Source organism: Mesorhizobium erdmanii USDA 3471, assembly GCF_000472705.1.
Classification (GTDB): Bacteria; Pseudomonadota; Alphaproteobacteria; order Rhizobiales; family Rhizobiaceae; genus Mesorhizobium; species Mesorhizobium erdmanii.
The window spans coordinates 1-21,326 of the sequence record NZ_AXAE01000038.1; the positions used below are offsets into that span (position 1 = coordinate 1).

The following is a 21,326-nucleotide window of genomic DNA, read 5'->3' on the forward strand; positions in this document are numbered from 1 at the left end:
ACTGCGTTCTCCCTGCTGGCCCACCTGCCCGAGCTCGGCCTGCGCTCACCCAAGTCGATCGCCGCACTCGCCGGCCTTGCCCCCTTCGACAACAAGAGCGGCAAGCTCAACCGCAGGAGCCAGATCCAGGGTGGCCGATCGCGTGTGCGCCGTGCTCTCTACATGGCTGCGCTCGGCGCCATCCGAGCTTGTGAGCGCTTCAGAGCTTTCTATACCGCCATCGCAGTCCGCTCAGGCTCGAAGAAGCTCGCCATCATCGCCGTCGCAAGGAAGCTCCTTGTCGTCCTCAACGCCATCATTCGAGACAAAAAAGCTTTCGCATGAACACAGTTGCCATTCCGTGACGTCGGAGCGCCGCAACGGTGCAGGGTTCTGCTCCGCTGCATCCCATAACTGAGGTCGCGGCATGGATCCTCGGGTCTGCGCTCCGCTGCGCGTCGCTTCGCCCGTGGATGACGAAGCCGCGATGGTCGCACTTCGGCGAAACCTAATTCGCCGACCCCTGCGCGTCGTCGAGCGCCTTCTTGATGTCGGCCGGCCAGGTCGTGACCGCCGGCCATGCCTGAGGCTCGCCATTGTCGCCACGGCGGGCGAAGTAGAGCGTGTGCTTGGCCGGATCGATTGCCATGAAGCCGTCATTGCCGCCACAGTCGTGCGGCACGCAGCCGGTGGCGTAGAAGGCGCCGGTGGCCGTCTTTTCCGTGCCGCCGCCGACCAGCAGGCTGGTCGCCATGTCGGGCATGTCCTTGCCGAGCAGTTTCACAGCGTCCTTGTAGACGGCCTCGTTGTGGAAGGCGTCGATGATGTTGTCGTATTTCGACGGATCGATGTCCTTCCAGTCGGTGCCGGGTTCCGGCGCGTAGGTGAGATTGCCCGAGATCGTCAGCCCCTCCGTGGGTGACCACTGCAGCGCCGGCTTGGTATCGCCGGGTAACAGGTAAGGCACGAAATAGATGGCGCTGTCGGAGATCGCGGCCGGCGGCGCGCCGCATTCGTCCTGCTCGACCGTCGTCGTCCTTATCTCCCCGTCTTTCGGCTTCCAGACGATGACCTTGGCCGGTCCGCACTGATTGCCGCCGTCTCCGACATCGACCAGCGCCACGTTGACGTCGCCGATCTTCACGATCTTGTCGAAGAAGACATCGTAGTTGCTGGCCAACTGCTTGCCGTCATAGGCCAGCACCTTCTCGCCGTCCTGCTCCGGCTGCGTGATGGTCAACTGGCCGCCCTCGAACGGTATCGGCGCTTGCTTGTCATCGTCGGCGGGCGCCGCATCGCTGGTGCTCGACCCGCCTTGGTCGGTCGCCGGCTGGTCGGCCGGCTTCTGGGCTGTCGAGGGCGCCAGTTGCGCGGCGGGTGTCTGTGTCTGCGCAACCGCGCTCGTGGCGGGCACCACCAAAATGGCCAGCCCGCAAACGCCGGCAAGAAGTGAACGTGCCATGACTGTCCCTCCCTTCAGTCGCCAAGAACCCGGCCTCGAAAGGCCGGGCCTGTCGTCAGGCGCAGCCGCTCAGGCCCAGGGGCGCAGTTCGGCGTTCCGCTTCTCGAACGAGGCGATGGCACCGGCCTTCTCCATGGTCAGGCCTATGTCGTCGAGCCCGTTGAGCAGGCAGTGCCGCTTGAAATCGTCGAGGTCGAACTTGACCACGCCACCATCCGGCCCGCGGATTTCCTTGGCTTCGAGGTCGATCGACAGAGTGGCGTTGGAGCCGCGCGAAGCATCGTCCATCAGCTTCTCGAGGTCCTCGGGGCTGACGGTGATCGGCAGCACGCCGTTCTTGAAGCAGTTGTTGTAGAAGATGTCGGCGAACGAGGTCGAGATGACGCAGCGGATGCCGAAGTCGAGCAGCGCCCACGGCGCGTGCTCGCGGCTCGAGCCGCAGCCGAAATTGTCGCCGGCGACCAGGATCTGCGCCTTGCGGTAGGCCGGCTTGTTGAGCACGAAATCCGGGTTTTCCGAACCGTCGTCATTGTAGCGCATTTCAGCGAACAGCCCGGTGCCAAGTCCGGTGCGCTTGATCGTCTTCAGATAATCCTTCGGGATGATCATGTCGGTGTCGACATTGACGATCGGCATCGGAGCGGCGACGCCGGTGAGCTTGGTGAATTTTTCCATGGCTTTTGCCCGTGTTTTCGTTGCGGGGGAATTTGCTGAGGCCCGGTTTACACAAAGCCGCGGGCAAATAAAAGCCAACTGTTTGTGCGCGACGCATCGCCTATGGCAGCGCAAGGCAAGTTTGAAATCTGGCGACGACCCGCCCCGTCTCGACCGGGGGCCTCCAGCATATAGCTGGCGCTCTTCCCCTGAGCTACGGGCCGCCGTAATGGCTGTATCATGCCGCACGCTGAAACTGAACCACCTCAAAAATGGCTTCGAAATCCTGGCCAGCTGATGCAGTCTGGCAGTCATGGTGGAAAACTCAAACGTCCTCTACGCACGCGAACCCGCGCTCGACGTCGCCGAATTCCGCCGCGTGCTGGTGGAATCCGGCCTCGGCGAGACGCGCCCCGTAGATGACGAAGCGCGACTGCGAGCGATGCTGTCAGGCGCCAATCTGGTGCTGACGGCACGTCTCGATGTGGCGGGCAAGCCGCTGGTCGGCGTTATCAGGGCAATGACCGACTTTTCCTGGGTCTGCTACATCTCCGAACTCGCCGTTTCCCAATCGGCGCAGGGGCTTGGCATCGGCAAGGGCCTGATGGACGAGGCTCGGCGCCGGCTCGGGCCGTCCGTCGCCATCAGCCTGATCTCCATGCCCGACGCCGTCGGCTTCTACGAGCGCATCGGCATGAAGCGCATGGCCGACGCATTCTGGTTCTCCCGCAAGCGCTGACGCTTTCCACTCACGATCGCCTTGCCTGATGGGCAGGCAAACTTTTCGTGATCCGCCAGCCGCTTGACATGCAACCAAATGGTTGCATATTAAAGCCATGAGCATGGATGCCGTCTTTCGCGCACTGGCCGACCCGACACGCCGGCAATTGCTGGACAGCCTCCATGCCAGGAACGGGCAGACGCTGAATGCGCTGTGCGGGGAGATGGACATGACGCGCCAGGCGGTGACCAAGCACCTGGCGGTCCTGGAGGAAGCCAACCTCGTCACCACGCTTCGGCGGGGCCGGGAGAAGGAGCACTACCTCAACCCCGTTCCCATCAACGAGATCGCCGAGCGCTGGATCGGCAAATTCGAACGGGGGCGTCTCGATGCCCTCAGCAATTTGAAGAAACGCCTCGAAAGGGAAGAGCCGTGAGCAACAACAACTTCGTCTACGTGACCTACATCCGCACCACGCCCGAAAAACTCTGGGAAGCGCTAACCGACCCGGAATTCAACCGGCAGTTCTTCCTCTGCTCCTATCAGGAAAGCGAGTGGAAGGTCGGCTCCAGCTGGAAGCTCATCTTCCCGGACGGCAGCATTGCCGACTCGGGCGAGATTCTGGAGGTCGACCCGCCGCGACGCCTGGTCATCAAATGGCGCAATGAATGGATGCCGGACGTGAAGGAAGACGGCTATACGCGCTGCACCTTCGCCATCGAGCAGGACGGCGATCTGATGAAACTTGCCGTCACCCACGAAGCGGACGGGCCGCACAGGCTTATCGGCAACGTCGCCAAGGGTTGGCCGCTGGTGCTCGCCAGCCTCAAGAGCCTGCTCGAGACCGGCAAGGGCTTCGAGCGTCCGCCGTCAAAGGGATGATAGGTCGTTTCGACGGCGGAACGATTTTGAGGAGAGAGTCATGATGCATTTCTCCCGTGTGCGGAGCATGACCAATGGCGAGACGATCATGGCTTCGGCCACCATCGAGGCGCCTCCCGAGCGGATCTTCCCGGCGCTGCTCGGCAAGGACGGCGAGCAGTGGTGGGGGTCCACCGACACCTGCCGGATGGTTGAGTGGTCGGCCGACCTTCGTGTCGGCGGCCGCTGGTCCGTTGTCGTCCGGACCGCCGACGGCAGCGAGCTGCCCGCCGGTGGCGAATTCCTGGAGATCGAGGCGTCGCGCCGGATCGTGCAGACTCGGGCCTATCATTGGGACCATCCGACACTCGGCCGGCGGCAAACCACGGTTGCCTGGTTGCTGCAGCCGATCGCCGAGGGCACGCGCCTCACCATCTGCCATGGCGGTTTTGCCGGGCTGAGCGGAGCGGCGGCCGAGCATGCCGACGGTTGGGGGCGGGTTCTGATATGGCTGCAGGCTAGTGTCGCGGCAGGGAGACTGGCGGCGGCCTGAGCAGCGGTCGCACCTTGTCTTGACCCGTGCCTTATCTGGTCCACATCCAATGCATGGAGAAGCAGGGATGTTTCATAGGTACGGCCGGCTGGGGAATTCCAAGCCGATACAAGGAAGAATTCCCGCCGCCCGGCTCGCATCTCGAACGCTATTCCAGGCACTTTCCGATCGTCGAGATCGACACCTCCTTCTACAAGCCGCATCGCCGCGAGACCTATGAACGCTGGGCAAGCTCCGTGCCGGAGCACTTCCGCTTTTCCGTCAAGACGCCGAAGGCCATGACCCATGAGCATCGTCTAGTGGATTGCCATGCGCTTGCCGACGCCTTTCTCCAGCAGGTCGAGGGCCTCGGCGGCAAGCTGAGCGTGCTTCTGGTGCAGTTGCCGCCGAGCTTGCCCTACGAGCCGGACATCGCAGGCGGCTTCTTCGATATGCTCAGCAAGCGAACAAAGGCAAGACTGGCATGCGAGCCGCGCCACGCGAGCTGGTTCGAAGCGGAGGCGGAAGCCCTTCTGGCCGGCCGGCGGATCGCGCGCGTTGCCGCCGATCCCGCTCCGGTCCCTGCGGCAGCGGTGCCGGGCGGTTGGGCCGGCCTCGCCTATTTCAGCTGGCATGGCATGCCGCGCGTCTATTATTCGGACTACGACGCCGAAAGCCTCGCCCGGATCAGGCAACAGGTGCAAACAGCGGCCGCGTCGGGCGCCGAGGTCTGGGGCATTTTCGACAACACGGCCGCCGGACATGCGCTTGGCAACGCTCTTGCTGTCGATGCCGTGGTTGCCCAGACTCCTCTTCCTTCTCCCCTTGTGGGAGAAGGTGGATCGGCGCGACAGCGCCGAGAGGGATGAGGGGTGCTCCAGCGAAGTGAGACGTTGGCGTTCCCTGGAACACCCCTCATCCGACCTCGCTTCGCGAGGCACCTTCTCCCGCAAGGGGAGAAGGGAAGAAACCCGCCTCTAGATCACATTCAGCTCCCGGAACGCCCTGCCCTCGGCCACCCGCTCATACCCGAACGCCGAGCAGTCGATCGTCCGATACCCGCCATGCACCAGAAACTCCGCCAGCGCCTTGCCCACCGCCGGCGCCTGCTGCAGGCCGTGGCCGGAAAATCCGTTGGCGAAGATGAAATTGCCGACCTCTGGATGCGGCCCGATGACCGCATTCTGGTCGAGCGTGTTGTAGTCATAGTGCCCGGCCCAGGCGCGCGTCGCCTTGATCGCCTCGAAGGCGGGAATGCGGGTGGCCAGCACCGGCCAGATCACCTCCTCGAACAGCGGCCAGTCGACCTCGAAATCGGCGGGGTCGGCCGGGCCGTCGCCCTCTTCCGGTTCCGCGCCGCCAGTAAGGTAGACCGAGCCTTCCGGGCGCACATAAATGCCGGAGGGATCGACCAGCAGCGGCATGTCGGCGTATTTCTCGCGCGCCTCGAAGACGAAGACGTTGCGCTTGCGCGGCTCGACCGGCAGCGCCAGCCCGGCAAGAGCCGCGACCTTGCCGGCATTCGGCCCGGCGGCGTTGACGACGAGGCCGGCCTCGAGCGTCTGGCCATTGTCGAGGGTGACGCTGGTGACGCGGTTGCCGTCGCGCGCGATGCCGGTGACCGAAGCGGTGATGAAATCAATTTGTTTGTCACGCAGCGCCTTGCGGAACAGCGTCAGCATGGCATGCGCGTCGAACCAGCCTTCGCCGCTGCGGCCATAGGCGCCGGCGGAAATGCCTTCGCTCGACAGCCAGGGGAAGCGCCGCGTCAACTGGCCGGCGTCCTCGAGCACGATGTCGGCGCCCTCGGACACCTGCGCGTCGTGATTGGCCTTTAGGATCGGCAGGCCGGTCTCGCCGGCCAGAATGAGATAGCCGCCTTCGCGAAAACCGATATCGGCATCGGTGCCGAAGGTCTCCTTCAGCCGCCGGAACAGTTTCAGCGTGAACTGCGACAGCCTAATGTTTTCAGGGATCGAGAATTGCTGCCGGATCGAGGCCATGGACAGTGTCGTCGCCGCATGGGCGAATTGCGGATCGCGTTCGATCAGCGCGATGGAGCCGGAAAACCCTTCCTCGCGCAGATAATAGGCAATGGAGGACCCGACGATGGCTCCGCCGATGATGACGATGTCGTAGCGCATTTTTTCTCCGATCCGGCCGCCGGCCTCTCTACGCCGCCGGCAGAATGATCTCGAAGCGCGTGCCGCGTTCGGAGTCAACCAGCCCGATCGAGCCATCATGCGCTTTCAGGAGGGCCAGCACGATGCCGAGGCCCATGCCGGTGCCGCCCGAATCGCGCCGGGTGGTGAAGAACGGTTCGAAAATGCGCGCCCGGTTGCTTGGCGAAATGCCGTCGCCATCGTCGCTCACCAGCACCGTTGCCTTGCCACCATCGCTTGTCGTGGCGATCGAAACCAGCGTCGCGCCGTGCCTGGCGGAATTGTCGATGAGATTGGCGAGCACGATCGCCGCGTTCTCGGCCGAGATGCGCAAGGCGCGATCACCGCCCGCCTCGACGCGAACCGTCAGCCTGCTGTCCACGGGCAGCAGCGCCAGCGCGGCATTGATCGAGGTGCTTTCGCCGCTGGGTGCAAGATTTTCGGCCTTCGCCAGATCGAGCAGGCGCCGGACCAGCAGGTTGAGCCGCCCGGCGTCGGTGACGATATTATTGGAGAAACGCCGCCGGTCGTCATCGTCCATGGCGCTGCCGGAATCGCGCAGCAATTCCGCCGCCCCCTGGATCGCCGTCAGCGGCGATTTGAGTTCGTGCGAGACATGGGTGGCAAACGTCTGGATCGAGTCCGATCGCGCCTGCAGTTTTTCCGCCATGTCGAGGAAGGCGGCCGAAAGCTCCGCCATTTCATAGGTGCCGTGATGGTCGAGCGGGCGGATCGCGTCGCGCTCGCCGGCGGCGATGCGTTGCGTGCGGTCGATCAGCGCATAGATCGGCCGGCTGACGGTGCGCAGGAAGACGAGGCCGATGAGTAGCGTGCCGCCGAGGATGGCGATCGCCGCCAGGGTCACCTTGCCGCGTTCGCCATAGAGATGTTTTATGATGTTGTTGGGCGTGCGCGAGACATAGACCACGCCGGCGACCCGGCCGGCGACGGCCACCGGCAAGGCGACGAAGACCCGCACCTTGGTGCCGCGGCTGACCGAATAGAGCGGTGGCGCCGGCTGGTCGGGAATGCGCAGCCGCAGCGCGCTGGCATAGCGGCCGGCCAGCGCGTCGCGCACCTCCTCGACCGCGCCAAGCGACTGCCCGACCTCGCCGCGCCCGGCGATGACGACACCTCGGGGATCGAGCAGGCGAAAGCCGGCAAGCGTGGTCTTCTGCGTCGCGTCGAGAATGCCCGACAGGCGCGCGCCTATCGCGGCGAAGGCGGGATCGGCGGTGGCGGGCTCTGCGGCCGGCCGGGTGGGCAGCACATAATCCGAAGCGAGATCGAGGCGCGGCTCGATCGGCCGGTACGGTCCGTCCGGATCGGCGCTTCGGCCAGCGCTGCCATCGGCCTGCGGCATCGGCGCGCCAAGCTTTTCCGATGGAATGCCGGCGTCGCGGACATCCCGCGCATAGATCGCGGCGATGGCGGCCCCTTGCGCGATCAGCTCCGCTTCGGTCTGGCGGATCAGCTGGTTCTCGTAGAGGCGGAAGAAGAACAGGCCGACCAGCGGCAAGGCCATGACAAGGATCAGGATGGCGACGACGACCGTGGCAAGCCGTGGCCGCCATTTGCGGCCGATCCATTTGCGCGAGGCACTCAGCCGCATCGGCCGAGCCGGAAGCCGACGCCATGCACGGTTTCGATGGCATCGAGGCACCCCACCACCGCCAGCTTGGCGCGGATGTTGCGGATGTGGCTGTCGACGGTGCGGTCGGCGACATGGATCTTGCCGGCATAGGCATTGGCCATTACCGCCTCGCGGTCGAGCACATGCGCCGGCCGCGCCAGAAACCCCTTCAGGATCGCGAACTCGATGCCTGTCAGGGCAAGCGGCTTGCCGTCGAAGGCGGCCGCGTGGCTGGCCGGCGCCAGCGTCAGCTTGCCATGCGCGAACTGCCTGTCGTCTATCGGTTCGGGCGCCGGCGGGCGGGCGCGGCGCAGGATGACGTTGACGCGGGCGACCAACTCGCGCGGGGAAAATGGCTTCGTCACATAGTCATCGCCGCCCATTTCCAGCCCGAGGATGCGGTCGATCTCCTCGTCGCGCGCCGACAGGAACAGCACCGGCACATCGGATGTGTTCCTGAGCCGCCGGCAGACCTCGAGCCCGTCCATCTCCGGCATGCCGATATCGAGCACGACGAGATCCGGCGCCCGGCGTGCGATTTCCTGCAAGGCGGCGGCGCCGTCGGCCACGCCAAGCGTCGTCATGCCGGCCTTTTCCAGCGCGAAGCAGATCACTTCGCGGATATGCGGATCATCGTCGGCGACGAGAATGTGATGCGGCATCGGTCAGCGGCCCGGCAAGGAAGGTTGCGCAGGAAGCACGAGCGACCCCTTGCTGTCGAGATATCGAAGCAGCCGCCAGTCGCGAAAGCTCCAGGCGCGCCAGTTCCGCTGGACGCCGCGATACCAGTCTTCGTCGCTGGCCCGCAATCCCTGGAGTTCGCGCACAGCGCCGGCGGCAGCCGTCTTGCCCTGGTGATCGAAGAAACGGTCGAGCGCCGGAAACGCGCCCGGCCCGAGCGAGCGCAGATACCAGGCGTCGAGGGGAATGCCCTGGCCGGTCATCTCGAGGGAATGGTCGACATTGTAATTGGCGATCGTGGCGGCGAAATTGATGAAGCAGCAGCCATAAAGCGTCAGCGATAACGTCAGAAGATTGGCGGAGGACAGCCATTCGTTGGATTTTCCGAGCGCGATGCGGGCGATGATCAGCGCCAGCCCTGCCGCCACCAACCCCATCCAGACGAAAGCGGCGATACGCCAGTAGGTCAGCGCATAGATGCCGATATAGAGGTCGAGCCGCAGGATCGACGAGATGACCAGCATTATGTTCTGCGCCACCCAGGCATAGACCAGCCGGCGGATGAGCGGATCGGCCGAAGTCTCGCTTCCAGGCCTGAGCGCCGCCAGCACGAAACCCGCGGCAAGCAAGGCGGTGACAACAAGGGGATAGGCGCCGCGATGCGCATAGGCGGCGTAGCTCAACCCGTCGGGAAGGGCCGCCCCGCCCCACAGATAGGTGGCGTCGAGCCCGGTCTGCAGCGCGAACAGAATGTTGAAGACGAGCAAGGCACGCAGGATGGCTGCCTTGCCGAACAGGATGTCTTCGATGACATGCCTTTGCGGATTGATCGCCGGTTGAGCGGCAAGGGCGGGATTTTGCCGGGAGACGCGATTCGAGAAACGCGGCAGGCGCGGCCGCAGAAAAGCCCAGACGACGGCAAGCACGAACAGCCAGAAGGCAATCCGCGCCAGCTGGATTAGTTCGAGCAGTTTCATCAGGTCGATTAGCGACAGCCAGTAGTCGATGACCGGGTTGGCGGCGCCGAACAGCGCCAGGAACACAGCGCCGAGCGTCAGCGGCATCACCCATACCGCGACCGCCGCCAGCCGGACGCGGCGCCGGCCGAACCGGCGCGCCGTCCTGCGCCAGCGAATGAAATCTCTGATGAAGCGGAACGGCACCGCGAGCCAGAATAGCGCGACCTGGCCGGCAATGCGCGCCATGCCGTGGCGCAGGCGTCCGCTCGACGAAAGCGCGAAGACGACCAGCGCCGCAAGCGCGATCGACACCGACAAGGCGCTGACATTCTCAGTGAGCGGCAGCAGCGCGACGAGCAAGGCGGCGGGCTTGAGCCAGACCCTGCCGTCGCTGAAGGCCGCTGGATGCACGGCCACCACAGCGGCCGCAATGAGGGTGGCGAAAAGGAAGACGGTGATACCGGCGGGCTGGCCGTAGAAGAGGAAATCCGCCAGCACGACCAGCAGCGCGGCAACACCGAAGCGGCGGCAATAGCTTGGTGCTGCTGAGAGAAATAATTTCATGAGCTGGCCTTGCTGATGGTGTCCAATCGCCGCCTTGGCGGCGGGCTCTTGCGGGCGAAAGGGATGAGGGTCGCCATGGGAACCGCGCGTGGCGGATCGACGAGCCACCAGCCCTCGCTGCGCAGGCGCTGTGGCAGGGACCAACGGGGTTTTGCTCGTTTGTGCATGCCGCCGGTCTCGCAGGCGGGCGGGGAATTGGCAGGGCGGATCCGAGGAGCTTTTCCGCAGGCCTGTGCAGTTTTCGTGCAGGGACCGCGCTTCCACCGTTGGTGTGCTGCCCGCTATCCCTTTCCAGACCCTGGCGCTGCCAACTTCGACGACTGGCTCATCTCAGGCACGGCCCTCCGCGCTTGCCTCACCTGTCCACACGCGGCATAGATCGGCCATGACAGCCGAACCCTACCGCCCGCGCCGCTCGGTGCTCTATGTCCCAGCCTCCAACGACAAGGCACTGGCCAAGATCGCGCAGCTGTCCTGCGATGCCGTCATCATCGACCTCGAGGATGCCGTCGCGCCGGCCGACAAGGTTGCCGCCCGCGAAAAACTGCCGGCGATCTTCGCCAACCGCCCTGGTGCCAACCACCTTGGCCACCGCTGCGAGATGGTGGTGCGCGTCAATGCGCTGGCCAGCGAATGGGGCGCCGACGACCTGCTGGCCGCGGCAAAATTCGAGCCCGACGGCATCCTCTTGTCCAAGGTCGCGACACCGCGCGATATCCTCGAGGTCGGCGACGTGCTCGATGACAATTCTGCCCCCGACAGCGTGAAGCTGTGGGCGATGATCGAGACGCCCAGGGCGCTGCTCAACATCGGCGCCATTGCCGAACTGGGTCGCGATCCGGCCTCACGGCTCAATTGTTTCGTTGCCGGAACGAATGACCTGGCCAAGGACACCGGTGTGCTGGCGACGCCGGACCGGCGCTACCTCGTGCCATGGCTGCTGCAGATGGTGCTGGCCGCGCGCGCCGGTGGCCTCGAAATGCTCGACGGCGTTGCCAATGATTTTCGCGACCTCGACGCCTTTGCCCGCGAATGCGCGGAGGCGGCGGCCATGGGCTTCGATGGCAAGACCCTCATCCATCCGGCCCAGATTGACGCGGCAAACCGCGCCTTTGCGCCGTCCACGGCAGCGCTGACCGAGGCGCGCCTGATAAGGGACGCGTTTTCACGTGCCGAGAATGCCGGCAAAGGCGTGATCGCGCTGAACGGCAGGATGGTCGAGCGGCTGCATCTGGCGCAGGCCGAAAAACTGCTGGCGAAAGCCGCCGCCGTCGGCGCATGATGCCGGCCCTATGCTCGCGGGCTACTCACGACAGGACTGAAAAATGAAACTTTACCGCTTTCTGACCGCCCCCGACGATGCCAGCTTCTGCCACAAGGTGACGGCGGCCCTGAACGAGGGCTGGCACCTGTTCGGCTCGCCGACCTACGCCTACGACAAGAAAACCAAGACCATGCGCTGCGGCCAGGCCGTGGTGAAGGATGTCGACGGCCAGGAATACGGGCCGGACACCAAGCTGAGTGATTGGTAGATTTTACAAAGCGCCGACGCAGGCTGTGTCGAGATTCAGGTCAGGCCGAGTCGAAAATGGTGGTACCCGAGAACCGGAGTGGAGCGTACTTTTGGGTACGTGAGCACAGTTCTACTGCGACGCAGTAGAACGGGGAAGCGCAGGGGACCGCCGTTTGCAGACCGGCCTCACCTGAATATCGGCATAGCCTACTCGGCCGCTTCCTCGATCCGCTCCATATCATCATCCGACAGGCCGAAATGATGGCCGATCTCGTGGATAAGCACATGGGTGACGATGTCGCCCAGCGTCTCCTCGTTCTCGGCCCAGTAGTCGAGCATGGCGCGGCGATAGAGCGTGATGCGGTTCGGGCCTTCGCCGGTCTGCGGGTTCCAGCGTTCGGCGATGCCGCGGCCCTCGAACAGACCGAGCAGGTCGAAGGGCGTCTCCAGCGACAGATCGTCCATGATCTCGTCGGTCGGGAACTCGGCGATCTGGATGACGATCTCGCCGGTCAGCTTGCGAAAATCCTCCGGCAGATGGGCGTACGCCTCCAGCGCCAGGAACTCCAGCTCCTCCATCGAGGGCGCGAGTTCGCCATGCCAAGTGCGGGTTTTGTAGATGCGAGCCATGCTTTGTCCTTTGATCCCGGCATATAGGCTTTCGAACCGGTCGAGGCAAATGACGGGACCGATGCCGTCGGTGGCGGACAAGCCATGCAGGAATAAATTCCTTGTGACTCTGCTTGACTCTTCCGTCACCCTCTGGAATCTATAGGAACATAACAGGAACAATTGTGAGTGGACACTGACCGTCATGGCGATATCAGCCGTGGCGCGGGAGACTGTTTTTGCCCTGCGCCGCCAGATCGCGAAGATCGAGGGAACGCTGCCCGAACGCCTGCAGGCGCCGGCTGGCGCGCCGCTTGATACTGACGGCAGCGCCGATGCCGCACCCAGTGATCTCACGATCGTCCGGCGCGGTCTTGCCGCGGCCTTGCCGGATGCCTTCCTGCCGGTCGGCGTCGAGCGCCTCGATGCCGCCCTGGGCGGCGGCCTGCCGAAAGCGGCGCTCAGCGAGATCCATGGCCTGGAAACCCGCGAGGCCGGAGCCGTCGCCGGCTTTGCCCTGTCGCTCACCAGCCTGATCCTCAAGCAGGCGCATGGGCTGCCGGTGTTGTGGATCGGCACTACGGAAATCTTCCGCGAAGCCGGCTTTCCCTATGCGAGAGGGCTGCAGGCCTCGTTCGGCATCGCGCCCGAGCAATTGCTGTTTTCCGAGGCGCCGAAGCTCGTCGATGCGCTGTGGGTCGCCGAGGAAGCCGCCCGGATGACGGCGCTCGCCGCTGTCATCCTCGAAATCCGCGGCAATCCGCAGCGGCTGGACCTGACCGCGACGCGCCGGCTGCATGCAAGGGCGGCAAGCGCCGGCCGCCCGGTATTCCTGCTGCGGCAGGCGGCCGAACCCGAACCGACGGCGGCACCCGTCCGCCTCATCGTCTCGTCGGCGCCGGCGGTGCCGCGCGTCACCGTCGCCGGACCGCTCGCCGGCTCGATCGGCCGCCCCGCCTTCACCATCGCCATCGGCAAGAGCCGCACGGCCCTGCCTGGACAATTCACACTGGAGTGGAACCCCGATGAACGCGCATTCGACGAAAGAAGGGGCCAACGGACAGAGAATTCTGTCCCTGTGGTTTCCCTACCTCGCGGCCGAAAGGATCCTGCGGCAGCGTCTGGGGCGGTCCTGGCGTTCCCGGCCCCAAGATCATCCGATGTCGGATCATCCGCCACTGGTGGTCAGCCACCGCCAGGGCAACGCGCAGCGCATTTCGGCCCTCGACGAGCGGGCTGAGGCGCTGCATTTGAAGCGCGACATGGGCATCGCCGATGCGCGCGCCATGCATCCCTGTATCGACATTGTCGAGGCCGATCCGGAAGCCGACCGGCGCCTGCTCGAAGGCCTGGCCGACTGGTGCGACCGCTACACACCGCTGGTGGCGCTGGACGGAGTGGACGGCCTGTTTCTCGACGTCACCGGTTGCACCCATCTGTTCGGCGGCGAACGCGCCATGCTGGACGACATCCTGTCGCGCTTCTTCCATCAGGGTTTCGATGTCCGCGCCGGCCTTGCCCCGACGCCGGGCGCGGCCTGGGCGGCGGCACGCTTTTGCGGCGACCGCATCGTTGGGTCAGGCGAGGAGGAGGCGCTGCTCGCCCCCTTGCCGCTCGCCGCATTGCGCATCGCGCCGGAAACCCGCGCCAGCCTGGAAAGTGTGGGCCTGCGCACGGCGGGCGCCGTCATGGCGGCGCCGCGCGCGCCGCTCGCCCGCCGCTTCGGCGCTTCTCTGCTGTTGCGTCTCGACCAGGCGCTTGGCCACCTCGACGAGGCGATTTCGCCCCGCCTTCCCGTGGCGCCGCTCTCGGTCGAGCGGCATCTGGTCGAACCCGTCACCCTGACCGAGGACATCGAACGGCTGGTTGGCCTGCTGGCAACGACCCTGAAGACCGATCTCGAGCGCCGTGGCGAGGGCGCAAGGAGCCTGGCGCTGCTGCTCTTCCGCGTCGACGGCGCCGTCAGCCGCATCGCGCTCGGCACCTCGCGGCCGATGCGCGATCCCCGGCTGATCCAGAAACTGTTCCATGAAAGGCTGGCCGCCCTCGAGCAGGACATCGATGCCGGCTACGGCTTCGATCTGGTCCGGCTCTCGGTGCTGGCGGCGGCCGCCTTCGACATGGCGCAGGCCGATTTGACCGGTGAGGTCGCCGACGACGGCGCCGACATCGCTTTGTTCGCCGACCGCATCCGCGCCCGGCTCGGCGAGGGCGCGGTTCTGCGGCCGGTCGCCTTCGAAAGCCATCTGCCCGAACGCGCCGTCGCCAACATCCCGTTCACCGAAGCGCCGCGCCGGATCACGCCGCCGAGGAAGCCAGGCAAGGTACAGGCGCCAAAAACCATCTTCCCGCCGGAACGCCCGATCCGGCTGTTCCGCGCGCCCGAACCGATCGAGGTTCCGGCGACCGAAATGCCCGAGGGCCCGCCCCGCAATTTCCGCTGGCGGCGCGCGCTCTACCGGGTCACCCGTGCCGAAGGGCCGGAACGCATCGCCGCCGAATGGTGGCGCGAGGCGCCGGGCGACCCGTCGGCATCGAGCCGCGACTATTTCCGCATCGAGGATGCCGACGGCCGCCGCTACTGGCTCTACCGGCAAGGCCTTTACGGCGGCTCTCAAGTCGCGCCGCGCTGGTTCATGCACGGGGTCTTCGCATGAACGCGCTTACCGTCATTCCCTATGCCGAGTTCGGCATCCAGTCGAATTTCTCCTTCCTGCGCGGCGCCTCCAAGCCGGAGGAGCTGGTGGTCGCGGCCAAGCTCCTGGGTTTTTCGGCGATCGGCCTTGCCGACCGCAACACGGTGGCAGGCGTGGTCCGCGCCTGGCAGCAGGCCAAGGTCGAAAAGCTCTCCTATCACCCCGGCTGCCGCCTGGTTTTTGGCGACGGTACGCCGGATATTCTCGCCTATCCCAGGGACCGTGCGGGTTGGGGGCATCTGTGCCGCATGCTCACCCAAGCCAATCTGCGCGACGAAAACGAAAAGGGCGCCACCCTTCTCCAGCGCGGCGACCTGCTCGAATGGGGAGATCTGATCTCGCTGGCGGTCCTGCCCGATCCGACGGCGGACGCCGAGGACAGTCTTGCCCTGCTTCACCAGCTCAAGCACCGCTTCGGCACGGCCCTGCGGCTCGGCGTCTCGCCCTGTTATGCCGGCAATGACCGTTTCCGCATCGAGCAGGCGGCGGCGCTTGCCGAGGTTGCCGGCATTCCGCTGATGGCGACCAACGATGTCCTCTACCACACCGCCGAACGCCGCCCGCTGCAGGACGTGCTGACCGCGATCCGCCTCAATACGCCTGTTGCCGAGGTCGGGCTGGAACTCGCCGCCAATGCCGAACGCCATTTGAAGCCGCCGCTGGAAATGGCCCGCCTGTTCCGCAGGCATCCGCAAGCGCTGGCTGAGAGTTTGCGGTTTGCGCAAGAGCTGACCTTCTCGCTCAGCGACCTCCAGTACAATTACCCCGACGAGCCGACGGAATCGGGCCTCGGGCCGCAGGCCGAGCTGGAAAGACTGGCGCGGGAAGGGGCGGCCAGGCGCTTTCCAGGCGGTGTCCCGACCAGCGTCATAAAACGCATCGAGGAAGAGCTCGCTCTGATCGAGCGCCTGAACTACGCCCGCTACTTCCTGACCGTCCACGACATCATCAAATTCGCCCGCGGCCAGAACATCCTCTGCCAAGGGCGCGGCTCCGCCGCCAATTCGATCATCTGCTTCTGCATCGGCATCACCGAGGTCGGGCCCGACAGGATCGATACGCTGTTCGAGCGCTTCATTTCCGAGGAGCGGAACGAGCCGCCCGATATCGACGTCGATTTCGAGCATGAGCGGCGCGAAGAGGTGATGCAGTACATCTATTCGAAATACAGCTCCAAGCGTACCGCACTTGCCGCCGCCGTCATCAGCTATCGCGGCCGCTCGGCGCTACGCGAAGTGTCGAAGGCGATGGGCCTTTCAGAGGATGTCCGGGCGTCGCTGTCGGGCTCGATCTGGGGCTGGTCGACCTCGGAGCTTGGCGAGAAGGAAGCCCGCGCCGGCGGTCTTGACCGGAGTGACCCGATATCGCGGCATGTGATGGAACGGGCCAATGAGATCATGGGCTTTCCTCGTCACCTCTCCCAGCATGTCGGCGGCTTTGTCATCACCAGGGACCGGCTCGACGAGATCGTGCCCATCGTCAAGACGGCGATGGACGAACGCAAGATGGTCGAATGGGACAAGGACGATCTCGACTCGGTGAAGATCCTCAAGGTGGACATCCTAGCGCTCGGCATGCTGACCTGCCTGCAACGCGCCTTCACCTTGCTTACCGCCCATTATCCGAAGGCACGGGACCCATATGGGCAACCCTATGTGCTGGCCACGCTGCCGGCGGAAGACCAACGTGTCTATGACATGATCTGCCGCGCCGATACGCTCGGCGTCTTCCAGATCGAGTCTCGCGCGCAAATGTCGATGCTGCCGCGGCTCCAGCCACGCGATTTTTATGACCTTGTCATCGAGGTGGCGATCGTTCGGCCGGGCCCGATCCAGGGCGACATGGTCCATCCCTATCTGCGCCGCCGGCAAGGTAAGGAGAAGGCCGAATATCAGAAGGCGGAATTGAAGGAGATCCTCGGCAAGACGCTGGGCGTGCCGCTGTTCCAGGAACAGGCTATGAAGATCGCCATCGTCGCCGGCGGCTTCAAGCCGGGCGAGGCCGACGAACTGCGGCGCGCCATGGCCACCTTCAAACGCACCGGCACCATCGGCAATTACCGCCAGCGCATGATTGATGGCATGGTCGGCAAGGGCTACACCAAGGACTTCGCCGAGCGTTGCTTCAAGCAGATCGAGGGGTTTGGCGAATATGGCTTTCCCGAAAGCCATGCCGCCTCCTTCGCCCTGCTCGTCTATGCCTCGTGCTGGTTCAAGACCTTCTATCCCGACGTGTTCTGCGCCGCGATCCTCAATTCGCAGCCGATGGGGTTCTACCAGCCGGCGCAGCTGGTGCGCGACGCGCGCGACCATGGCGTCGACATCCGCGACGTCGACGTCAATTTCTCCGCCTGGGACTGCACCCTGGAAAAAGCGCCTTTCGACCCGGCCCGCATCCTCCCGCGCCATGCCGAAATGCGCGGCGTCATCGAGACGGCCCATGCGCTGCGGCTCGGCTTCCGCCAGATCAAGGGACTTTCCAAGGACCGCATGGAGCAATTCGTCGCGCGCCGCGGCTCCGGCTACTCGACCGTCCGGGATGTCTGGCTGCGTTCCGGCCTCGATGTCGGCGAGATCGAGCGGCTGGCGCAGGCCGATGCCTTCCGTTCGATCGGCCTCGACCGCCGTGCCGCGCTTTGGGACGTGCGCGCGCTGGGCGCCAGGAGTGCCGCCGAAAAGCTGCCGCTGTTCGACCAGCCGGCGCTCGGCCTGCGCGAACTGGAGCCGCAGACGAAGCTGCCTAAAATGCCGCTCGGCGAGCATGTCATCCACGACTACCGCTCGCTCGGCCTGTCACTGAAGGCGCACCCCGTCGCCTTCCTGCGCGAGCGGCTCGACCGCACCGGCGTCACGGCAAATGCCAACCTGCCTGCCGTGCGAGACGGCAGGCGGGTTTCCGTCGCCGGCCTCGTGCTGGTGCGCCAGCGCCCCGGCAAGGGCAACGCGATCTTTCTCACACTGGAAGACGACAAGGCCGTCGCCAACGTCATCTTCTGGGAGCGGACCTTTACCCGCTTCCGCCCCATCGTCATGGGCGCGCGGTTCGTCAAGGTCACCGGCAAATTGCAGTCGGAATCCGGCGTCATCCACATCGTCGCCGAAAAGATCGAGGATCTGACGCCCTGGCTGACCGTGCTGCTGGAGAAAGTCAGCGGGGCAGGGCTGCCGGGTACCGGCCCTGCGACCATCAAGGCGGACGCTCCGGATCACGATAGCCGGGCCCCGCCACGCGACGCACCGGTCAGGCAGGATCTCGCAACGCTGTCGGAAGAGGCGGAACGCGTCATGCCCAAGGGGCGTAATTTTCAGTAGGTGCGGCCCTTACCTTCGTCATCCACGGGCGGAGCAGGAATGGTTTCGCCAATTACGAAGGCCCGCCCAGCCGCGGCGGTGACAGCACATCCTCCGCCGAGATGGTACGCGCCTCGGAGGGCAGCATGATCGGGATGCCGTCGCGCACCGGATAGGCGAGCTTGGCGACCCGCGAGATCAGCTCGCCGCGCTCGGGATCCCAGGCCAGCGGCCCCTTGGTCAGCGGACAGGCCAGGAGTTCCAGCAGCTTGGGATCGACATTGATCTTCTTTCCGTCCCGTCCGTCCGCCGCCACCGTGTTGTCTCCTGACCAACGATCGAAAGATGTGCCGAGATCCAGGTCAGGCCGAGTCGAAATGGTGGCTTCCGAGAACCGGAGCGGAGCGTACTTTTCGTACGCGAGCACCGGAAGCGCAGGAAGCCGCCATTTGCAGGCCGGCCTCACCTGAATATCGGCACATCTTATTGCAAGCTCGAGCCAAAGTCCTCATTCTCGCGCGCCAGCGCCATTTCGGTGATGGCGATCAGCGTTTCGGCCCGCGTCTTCAGGTCGGCGGCTTCGAGCAGCGCCTGTTTCTCGGCCGGCCCGTAGGGCGCCATCATCGACAGCGCGTTGACCAGCATGGTATTTTCGGCGCGGCTGACGCTTTCCCAGTCGGCTTCCAGATCGTTGGCCTGCAGATAGGCGCGAAAGGCCCTGAGCAGCGCCGGCCGGTCGATTTCGTTTGCCGCCGGATCGTCATCGAGATCGGCGAGGAAGGGCGCCGGCTTGGCTTGGCGAAACGGCGTCTTGACCGTCAGCTCATGGGCGATGCGGAAGCGGCACACGCCTTGCAGCGAAATCAGGTAGCGCCCATCGCCGGTCTCGGAAAAGGCGATGATGCGGCCGGCGCAGCCGACATTGCACAGCTGCGGCTCGCCNNCCNCNCNCNGCGCGCCGTCGAGGCTGGGCTGGATGACGCCGATCAGCCGCGAGCCGGCGACCGCCTCGTCCACCATCTGCAGATAGCGCGGCTCGAAGATGTTGAGCGGCATGCGGCCACCCGGCAACAGCAGCGCCCCTTCGAGCGGAAAGAGCGGGATCGTCGACGGCAAATCCTTGGCCATCCGATAATGCGCGTTTCCCGCTTGCACCTCATTCCTCCGATCGACTTCGCTGCCGCCCGCCGGGATCATCGGCTTGCCGAAGTTCAGCTCCTAATCTGGCGCGGCCACCAGCGACGCCAAGCCCATGCGACGAAACGGCCGCCGGCTCAGGAAAACAGCAACGCCGACAATTTGCGCCGCGCCGCCAGCGTCGCCTCGTCGGTCATGCCCCAGGCCTCGAAGAATTGCAGCAATTGCGTCCTGGCGCCATCCTCGTTCCATGCACGGTCGGCCTTGATGATCGCCAGCAGATTGTCGGCGGCCGCCGTGCGCTCGCCTCTTGCGTTCTGGATCATGGCCAGATCGAAGCGCGCCTGATGGTCCTTGGGGTTTTCGGCCAGCCGGCGCTCGAACTCGGCCGGATTGCCGAGGCTCGCCGCCTGCGCGGCCAATGCCATCTTGGCGCGCAGCGCCGCAAGCACGGGTGCATCCTTCTTGGCCTCGGGCGCCGTTGCCAGCAACGCCTCGGCGCCTTCCGTGTCGCCGGCCTCGAACAGCAGGTCGCCCAGCCCGGCGATCGCTTCGACCGTTTCCGGCGCCTGCGCCAGGACGGCGTCGAAGATGTCGGCCGCGGTCTGCATGTCGCCGGCCTCGCGCGCTTCGGCCGCCGCCGCCAGCGCATCGGCCACGGCCGGGGCGCCATTCCCCTTGCCGCCGACCTTGGTGATGAATTCGGCGATCTGGCTCTCCGGGATGGCGCCCATGAAGCCGTCGACCGGCTGGCCGTCCTTGAAGGCGATGACGGCGGGAATCGACTGGATCCCGAGCTGGCCGGCGATAGAGGGGTGATCGTCGATGTTCATCTTGACCAGCTTGACCTTGCCGCCGGCGGCCTTGACCGCCTTTTCCAGCTGCGGCGTCAGCTGCTTGCAGGGCCCGCACCATGGTGCCCAGAAATCGACGAGCACCGGCTGGCGGCGCGATTCCTGGATGACGTCGGCGGCGAAGGCCGCGGTCGTTGTGTCCTTGATGATATCGCCGGCGGCAGGTGCGGCAGGCGCATCGCCAAGCGAGACCTTTGCTGGCGCGGGTGCCGTTCCGCCATACTGTACGGTGGTGGCATACTGGCCGCCATTGCTGCCGAATGACCCGCCAAACGGCTTGTTGTCGCTCATCTCGTCACCCTTTCGGTCGCGCCGCCGGCCCGCGGGTCGGCGCCATGTCAGTGGAAGTCGGTTTCGCCATGCATGTGGCGATCACGCCGAGACTTTCAAGATAGCAGCATCATGCCCGGTTGCCTCGACGAATCTGAGGAGATCGCCAGCAGCGATCGATGTCGTCGCCTCATTGGTCAGCGGATGGCCGTTGATGACGGCATGCTCCATCAGATCCTTGTCGAGCACCACCTTGACCCGGTTTTGACTGTCGTTGATGACGCCGAAGACGGTGACGGCGCCCGGCGAAACGCCCAGAAGCTCCATCAGCATTTCCGGCTTGCCGAAAGACACACGGCTGGCGGCGCCGATCAGCTGGTGGATCTGCTTGAGATCGACGACTGCGTCCTCGCCGACGGTGACCAGAAAGAAATTGTCCTTCTTGTCCTTCAGGAACAGGTTTTTCGTGTGCCCACCGGCGATTTCACCGCGCAGCGCCTGCGAATCGGCAACGGTGTAGAGCGGCGGATGGCGTATCGTCGAGACGGCAATGCCGAGCTCGGCAAGAAAGGCCATCAATTCAGCTTCGGTCTTCGGCATCGCTTGTCTTCTTCGTCGCTTGTCTTCTTCGTCGTTTTTCCGTCTTGCCGTTTACGGCCAATGCGGTGACCGACACAAGACCATGACGCAAGCGGGCGACGAAATCCGCCTCGCGCGGGCGGTTTGCCGGCATCGCTCGAAAGGTTGCA

Annotated in this window: 21 protein-coding genes and 1 pseudogene; 11 read left to right on the top strand and 11 right to left on the bottom strand. The window is 65.0% G+C overall.

The annotated features are described in order from the left end of the window. Nucleotides 1–324: transposase (locus A3AU_RS0125820; protein WP_027055461.1), on the top strand; the 324-nt coding region annotated here is incomplete at its 5' end. Nucleotides 325–487: 163 nt separating this feature from the next. Here A3AU_RS0125820 and A3AU_RS0125825 read toward each other — a convergent pair. Together A3AU_RS0125825 and leuD are read right to left on the bottom strand one after the other, a co-directional pair. Beyond that, nucleotides 488–1,441: a hypothetical protein gene (locus A3AU_RS0125825; protein ID WP_027055462.1), complete on the bottom strand. Its 954-nt coding sequence runs from the start codon at nt 1,439–1,441 to the stop codon at nt 488–490. Between the two features lie 69 nt (nt 1,442–1,510). After that, on the bottom strand, nt 1,511–2,116 hold the full coding sequence (leuD, locus tag A3AU_RS0125830) for a 3-isopropylmalate dehydratase small subunit (protein ID WP_027055463.1): 606 nt from the start codon (nt 2,114–2,116) through the stop codon (nt 1,511–1,513). A gap of 292 nt (nt 2,117–2,408) precedes the next feature. Here leuD and A3AU_RS0125835 point away from each other — a divergent pair, with 292 nt between their 5' ends. From A3AU_RS0125835 to A3AU_RS01000000136115, 5 genes are all read left to right on the top strand, one after another. Further along, nucleotides 2,409–2,834: a GNAT family N-acetyltransferase gene (locus A3AU_RS0125835; RefSeq protein ID WP_027055464.1), complete on the top strand. Its 426-nt coding sequence runs from the start codon at nt 2,409–2,411 to the stop codon at nt 2,832–2,834. 103 nt (nt 2,835–2,937) lie between these two features. Beyond that, nucleotides 2,938–3,252 carry an ArsR/SmtB family transcription factor gene (locus A3AU_RS0125840; RefSeq protein ID WP_027055465.1) on the top strand — a complete coding sequence of 105 codons (315 nt, stop codon included), beginning with the start codon at nt 2,938–2,940 and terminating at the stop codon, nt 3,250–3,252. Further along, nucleotides 3,249–3,698: an SRPBCC family protein gene (locus A3AU_RS0125845; RefSeq protein ID WP_027055466.1), complete on the top strand. Its 450-nt coding sequence runs from the start codon at nt 3,249–3,251 to the stop codon at nt 3,696–3,698. Before A3AU_RS0125840 ends, A3AU_RS0125845 begins: the two co-directional genes overlap by 4 nt. 40 nt (nt 3,699–3,738) lie before the next feature. Continuing rightward, a complete protein-coding gene (locus A3AU_RS0125850; protein WP_027055467.1) occupies nt 3,739–4,230 on the top strand; it encodes an SRPBCC family protein in 492 nt (163 codons plus the stop codon). Between the two features lie 53 nt (nt 4,231–4,283). Beyond that, complete coding sequence (locus A3AU_RS01000000136115; RefSeq protein ID WP_051355472.1) at nt 4,284–5,078, top strand: DUF72 domain-containing protein; 795 nt, start codon at nt 4,284–4,286, stop codon at nt 5,076–5,078. Nucleotides 5,079–5,186: 108 nt separating this feature from the next. Here the strand turns inward: A3AU_RS01000000136115 and A3AU_RS0125860 are convergent, their stop codons facing one another. From A3AU_RS0125860 to A3AU_RS0125875, 4 genes are read right to left on the bottom strand one after another with little or no spacing between them, the layout of a single operon-like run. Beyond that, on the bottom strand, nt 5,187–6,353 hold the full coding sequence (locus A3AU_RS0125860; protein ID WP_027055468.1) for an NAD(P)/FAD-dependent oxidoreductase: 1,167 nt from the start codon (nt 6,351–6,353) through the stop codon (nt 5,187–5,189). Nucleotides 6,354–6,381: 28 nt separating this feature from the next. Continuing rightward, nucleotides 6,382–7,983 (bottom strand): ATP-binding protein, encoded by a 1,602-nt coding sequence (locus tag A3AU_RS0125865; RefSeq protein ID WP_027055469.1) that lies wholly within the window; start codon nt 7,981–7,983, stop codon nt 6,382–6,384. Continuing rightward, entirely contained in the window at nt 7,974–8,666 is a 693-nt protein-coding gene (locus tag A3AU_RS0125870) for a response regulator transcription factor (RefSeq protein WP_027055470.1), read from the bottom strand. Before A3AU_RS0125870 ends, A3AU_RS0125865 begins: the two co-directional genes overlap by 10 nt. 3 nt (nt 8,667–8,669) lie before the next feature. After that, nucleotides 8,670–10,208: a DUF4153 domain-containing protein gene (locus tag A3AU_RS0125875; RefSeq protein ID WP_027055471.1), complete on the bottom strand. Its 1,539-nt coding sequence runs from the start codon at nt 10,206–10,208 to the stop codon at nt 8,670–8,672. Between the two features lie 385 nt (nt 10,209–10,593). On the opposite strand from A3AU_RS0125875, the gene A3AU_RS0125880 reads away from it, so the two are divergent. Next, nucleotides 10,594–11,490 carry an HpcH/HpaI aldolase/citrate lyase family protein gene (locus tag A3AU_RS0125880; protein ID WP_027055472.1) on the top strand — a complete coding sequence of 299 codons (897 nt, stop codon included), beginning with the start codon at nt 10,594–10,596 and terminating at the stop codon, nt 11,488–11,490. 43 nt (nt 11,491–11,533) lie between these two features. Continuing rightward, on the top strand, nt 11,534–11,740 hold the full coding sequence (locus tag A3AU_RS0125885; protein WP_027055473.1) for a DUF1737 domain-containing protein: 207 nt from the start codon (nt 11,534–11,536) through the stop codon (nt 11,738–11,740). A 188-nt stretch (nt 11,741–11,928) separates the two neighbouring features. On the opposite strand, the gene A3AU_RS0125890 is transcribed toward A3AU_RS0125885, so the two are convergent. Next, nucleotides 11,929–12,351, bottom strand: coding sequence for a metallopeptidase family protein (locus A3AU_RS0125890; protein WP_027055474.1), 423 nt, complete (start codon nt 12,349–12,351; stop codon nt 11,929–11,931). 184 nt (nt 12,352–12,535) lie between these two features. On the opposite strand from A3AU_RS0125890, the gene A3AU_RS1000000140515 reads away from it, so the two are divergent. Genes A3AU_RS1000000140515 through A3AU_RS0125905 form a run of 3 tightly spaced genes read left to right on the top strand, consistent with a single transcriptional unit; the run spans nt 12,536 to nt 18,337 of the window. Continuing rightward, nucleotides 12,536–13,570: an ImuA family protein gene (locus A3AU_RS1000000140515; RefSeq protein WP_032918151.1), complete on the top strand. Its 1,035-nt coding sequence runs from the start codon at nt 12,536–12,538 to the stop codon at nt 13,568–13,570. Then, nucleotides 13,491–14,987: a DNA polymerase Y family protein gene (locus tag A3AU_RS0125900; protein WP_245235575.1), complete on the top strand. Its 1,497-nt coding sequence runs from the start codon at nt 13,491–13,493 to the stop codon at nt 14,985–14,987. The genes A3AU_RS1000000140515 and A3AU_RS0125900 overlap by 80 nt, the downstream gene beginning before the upstream one ends. Then, nucleotides 14,984–18,337 (top strand): error-prone DNA polymerase, encoded by a 3,354-nt coding sequence (locus A3AU_RS0125905; RefSeq protein WP_027055476.1) that lies wholly within the window; start codon nt 14,984–14,986, stop codon nt 18,335–18,337. The genes A3AU_RS0125900 and A3AU_RS0125905 overlap by 4 nt, the downstream gene beginning before the upstream one ends. 52 nt (nt 18,338–18,389) lie before the next feature. Here A3AU_RS0125905 and A3AU_RS0125910 read toward each other — a convergent pair whose 3' ends face one another. The 4 genes and pseudogenes from A3AU_RS0125910 to A3AU_RS0125925 all read right to left on the bottom strand — a co-directional run bounded on the left by A3AU_RS0125910 (nt 18,390) and on the right by A3AU_RS0125925 (nt 21,177). Further along, nucleotides 18,390–18,632 carry a Trm112 family protein gene (locus A3AU_RS0125910; RefSeq protein ID WP_027055477.1) on the bottom strand — a complete coding sequence of 81 codons (243 nt, stop codon included), beginning with the start codon at nt 18,630–18,632 and terminating at the stop codon, nt 18,390–18,392. Between the two features lie 167 nt (nt 18,633–18,799). Next, a pseudogene (locus tag A3AU_RS0125915) lies at nt 18,800–19,471 on the bottom strand (LON peptidase substrate-binding domain-containing protein). A 119-nt stretch (nt 19,472–19,590) separates the two neighbouring features. Further along, nucleotides 19,591–20,598 (bottom strand): thioredoxin, encoded by a 1,008-nt coding sequence (gene trxA, locus A3AU_RS0125920; protein WP_027055479.1) that lies wholly within the window; start codon nt 20,596–20,598, stop codon nt 19,591–19,593. 81 nt (nt 20,599–20,679) lie between these two features. Continuing rightward, nucleotides 20,680–21,177 (bottom strand): prolyl-tRNA synthetase associated domain-containing protein, encoded by a 498-nt coding sequence (locus tag A3AU_RS0125925; protein ID WP_027055480.1) that lies wholly within the window; start codon nt 21,175–21,177, stop codon nt 20,680–20,682. Nucleotides 21,178–21,326 lie beyond the last annotated feature (149 nt).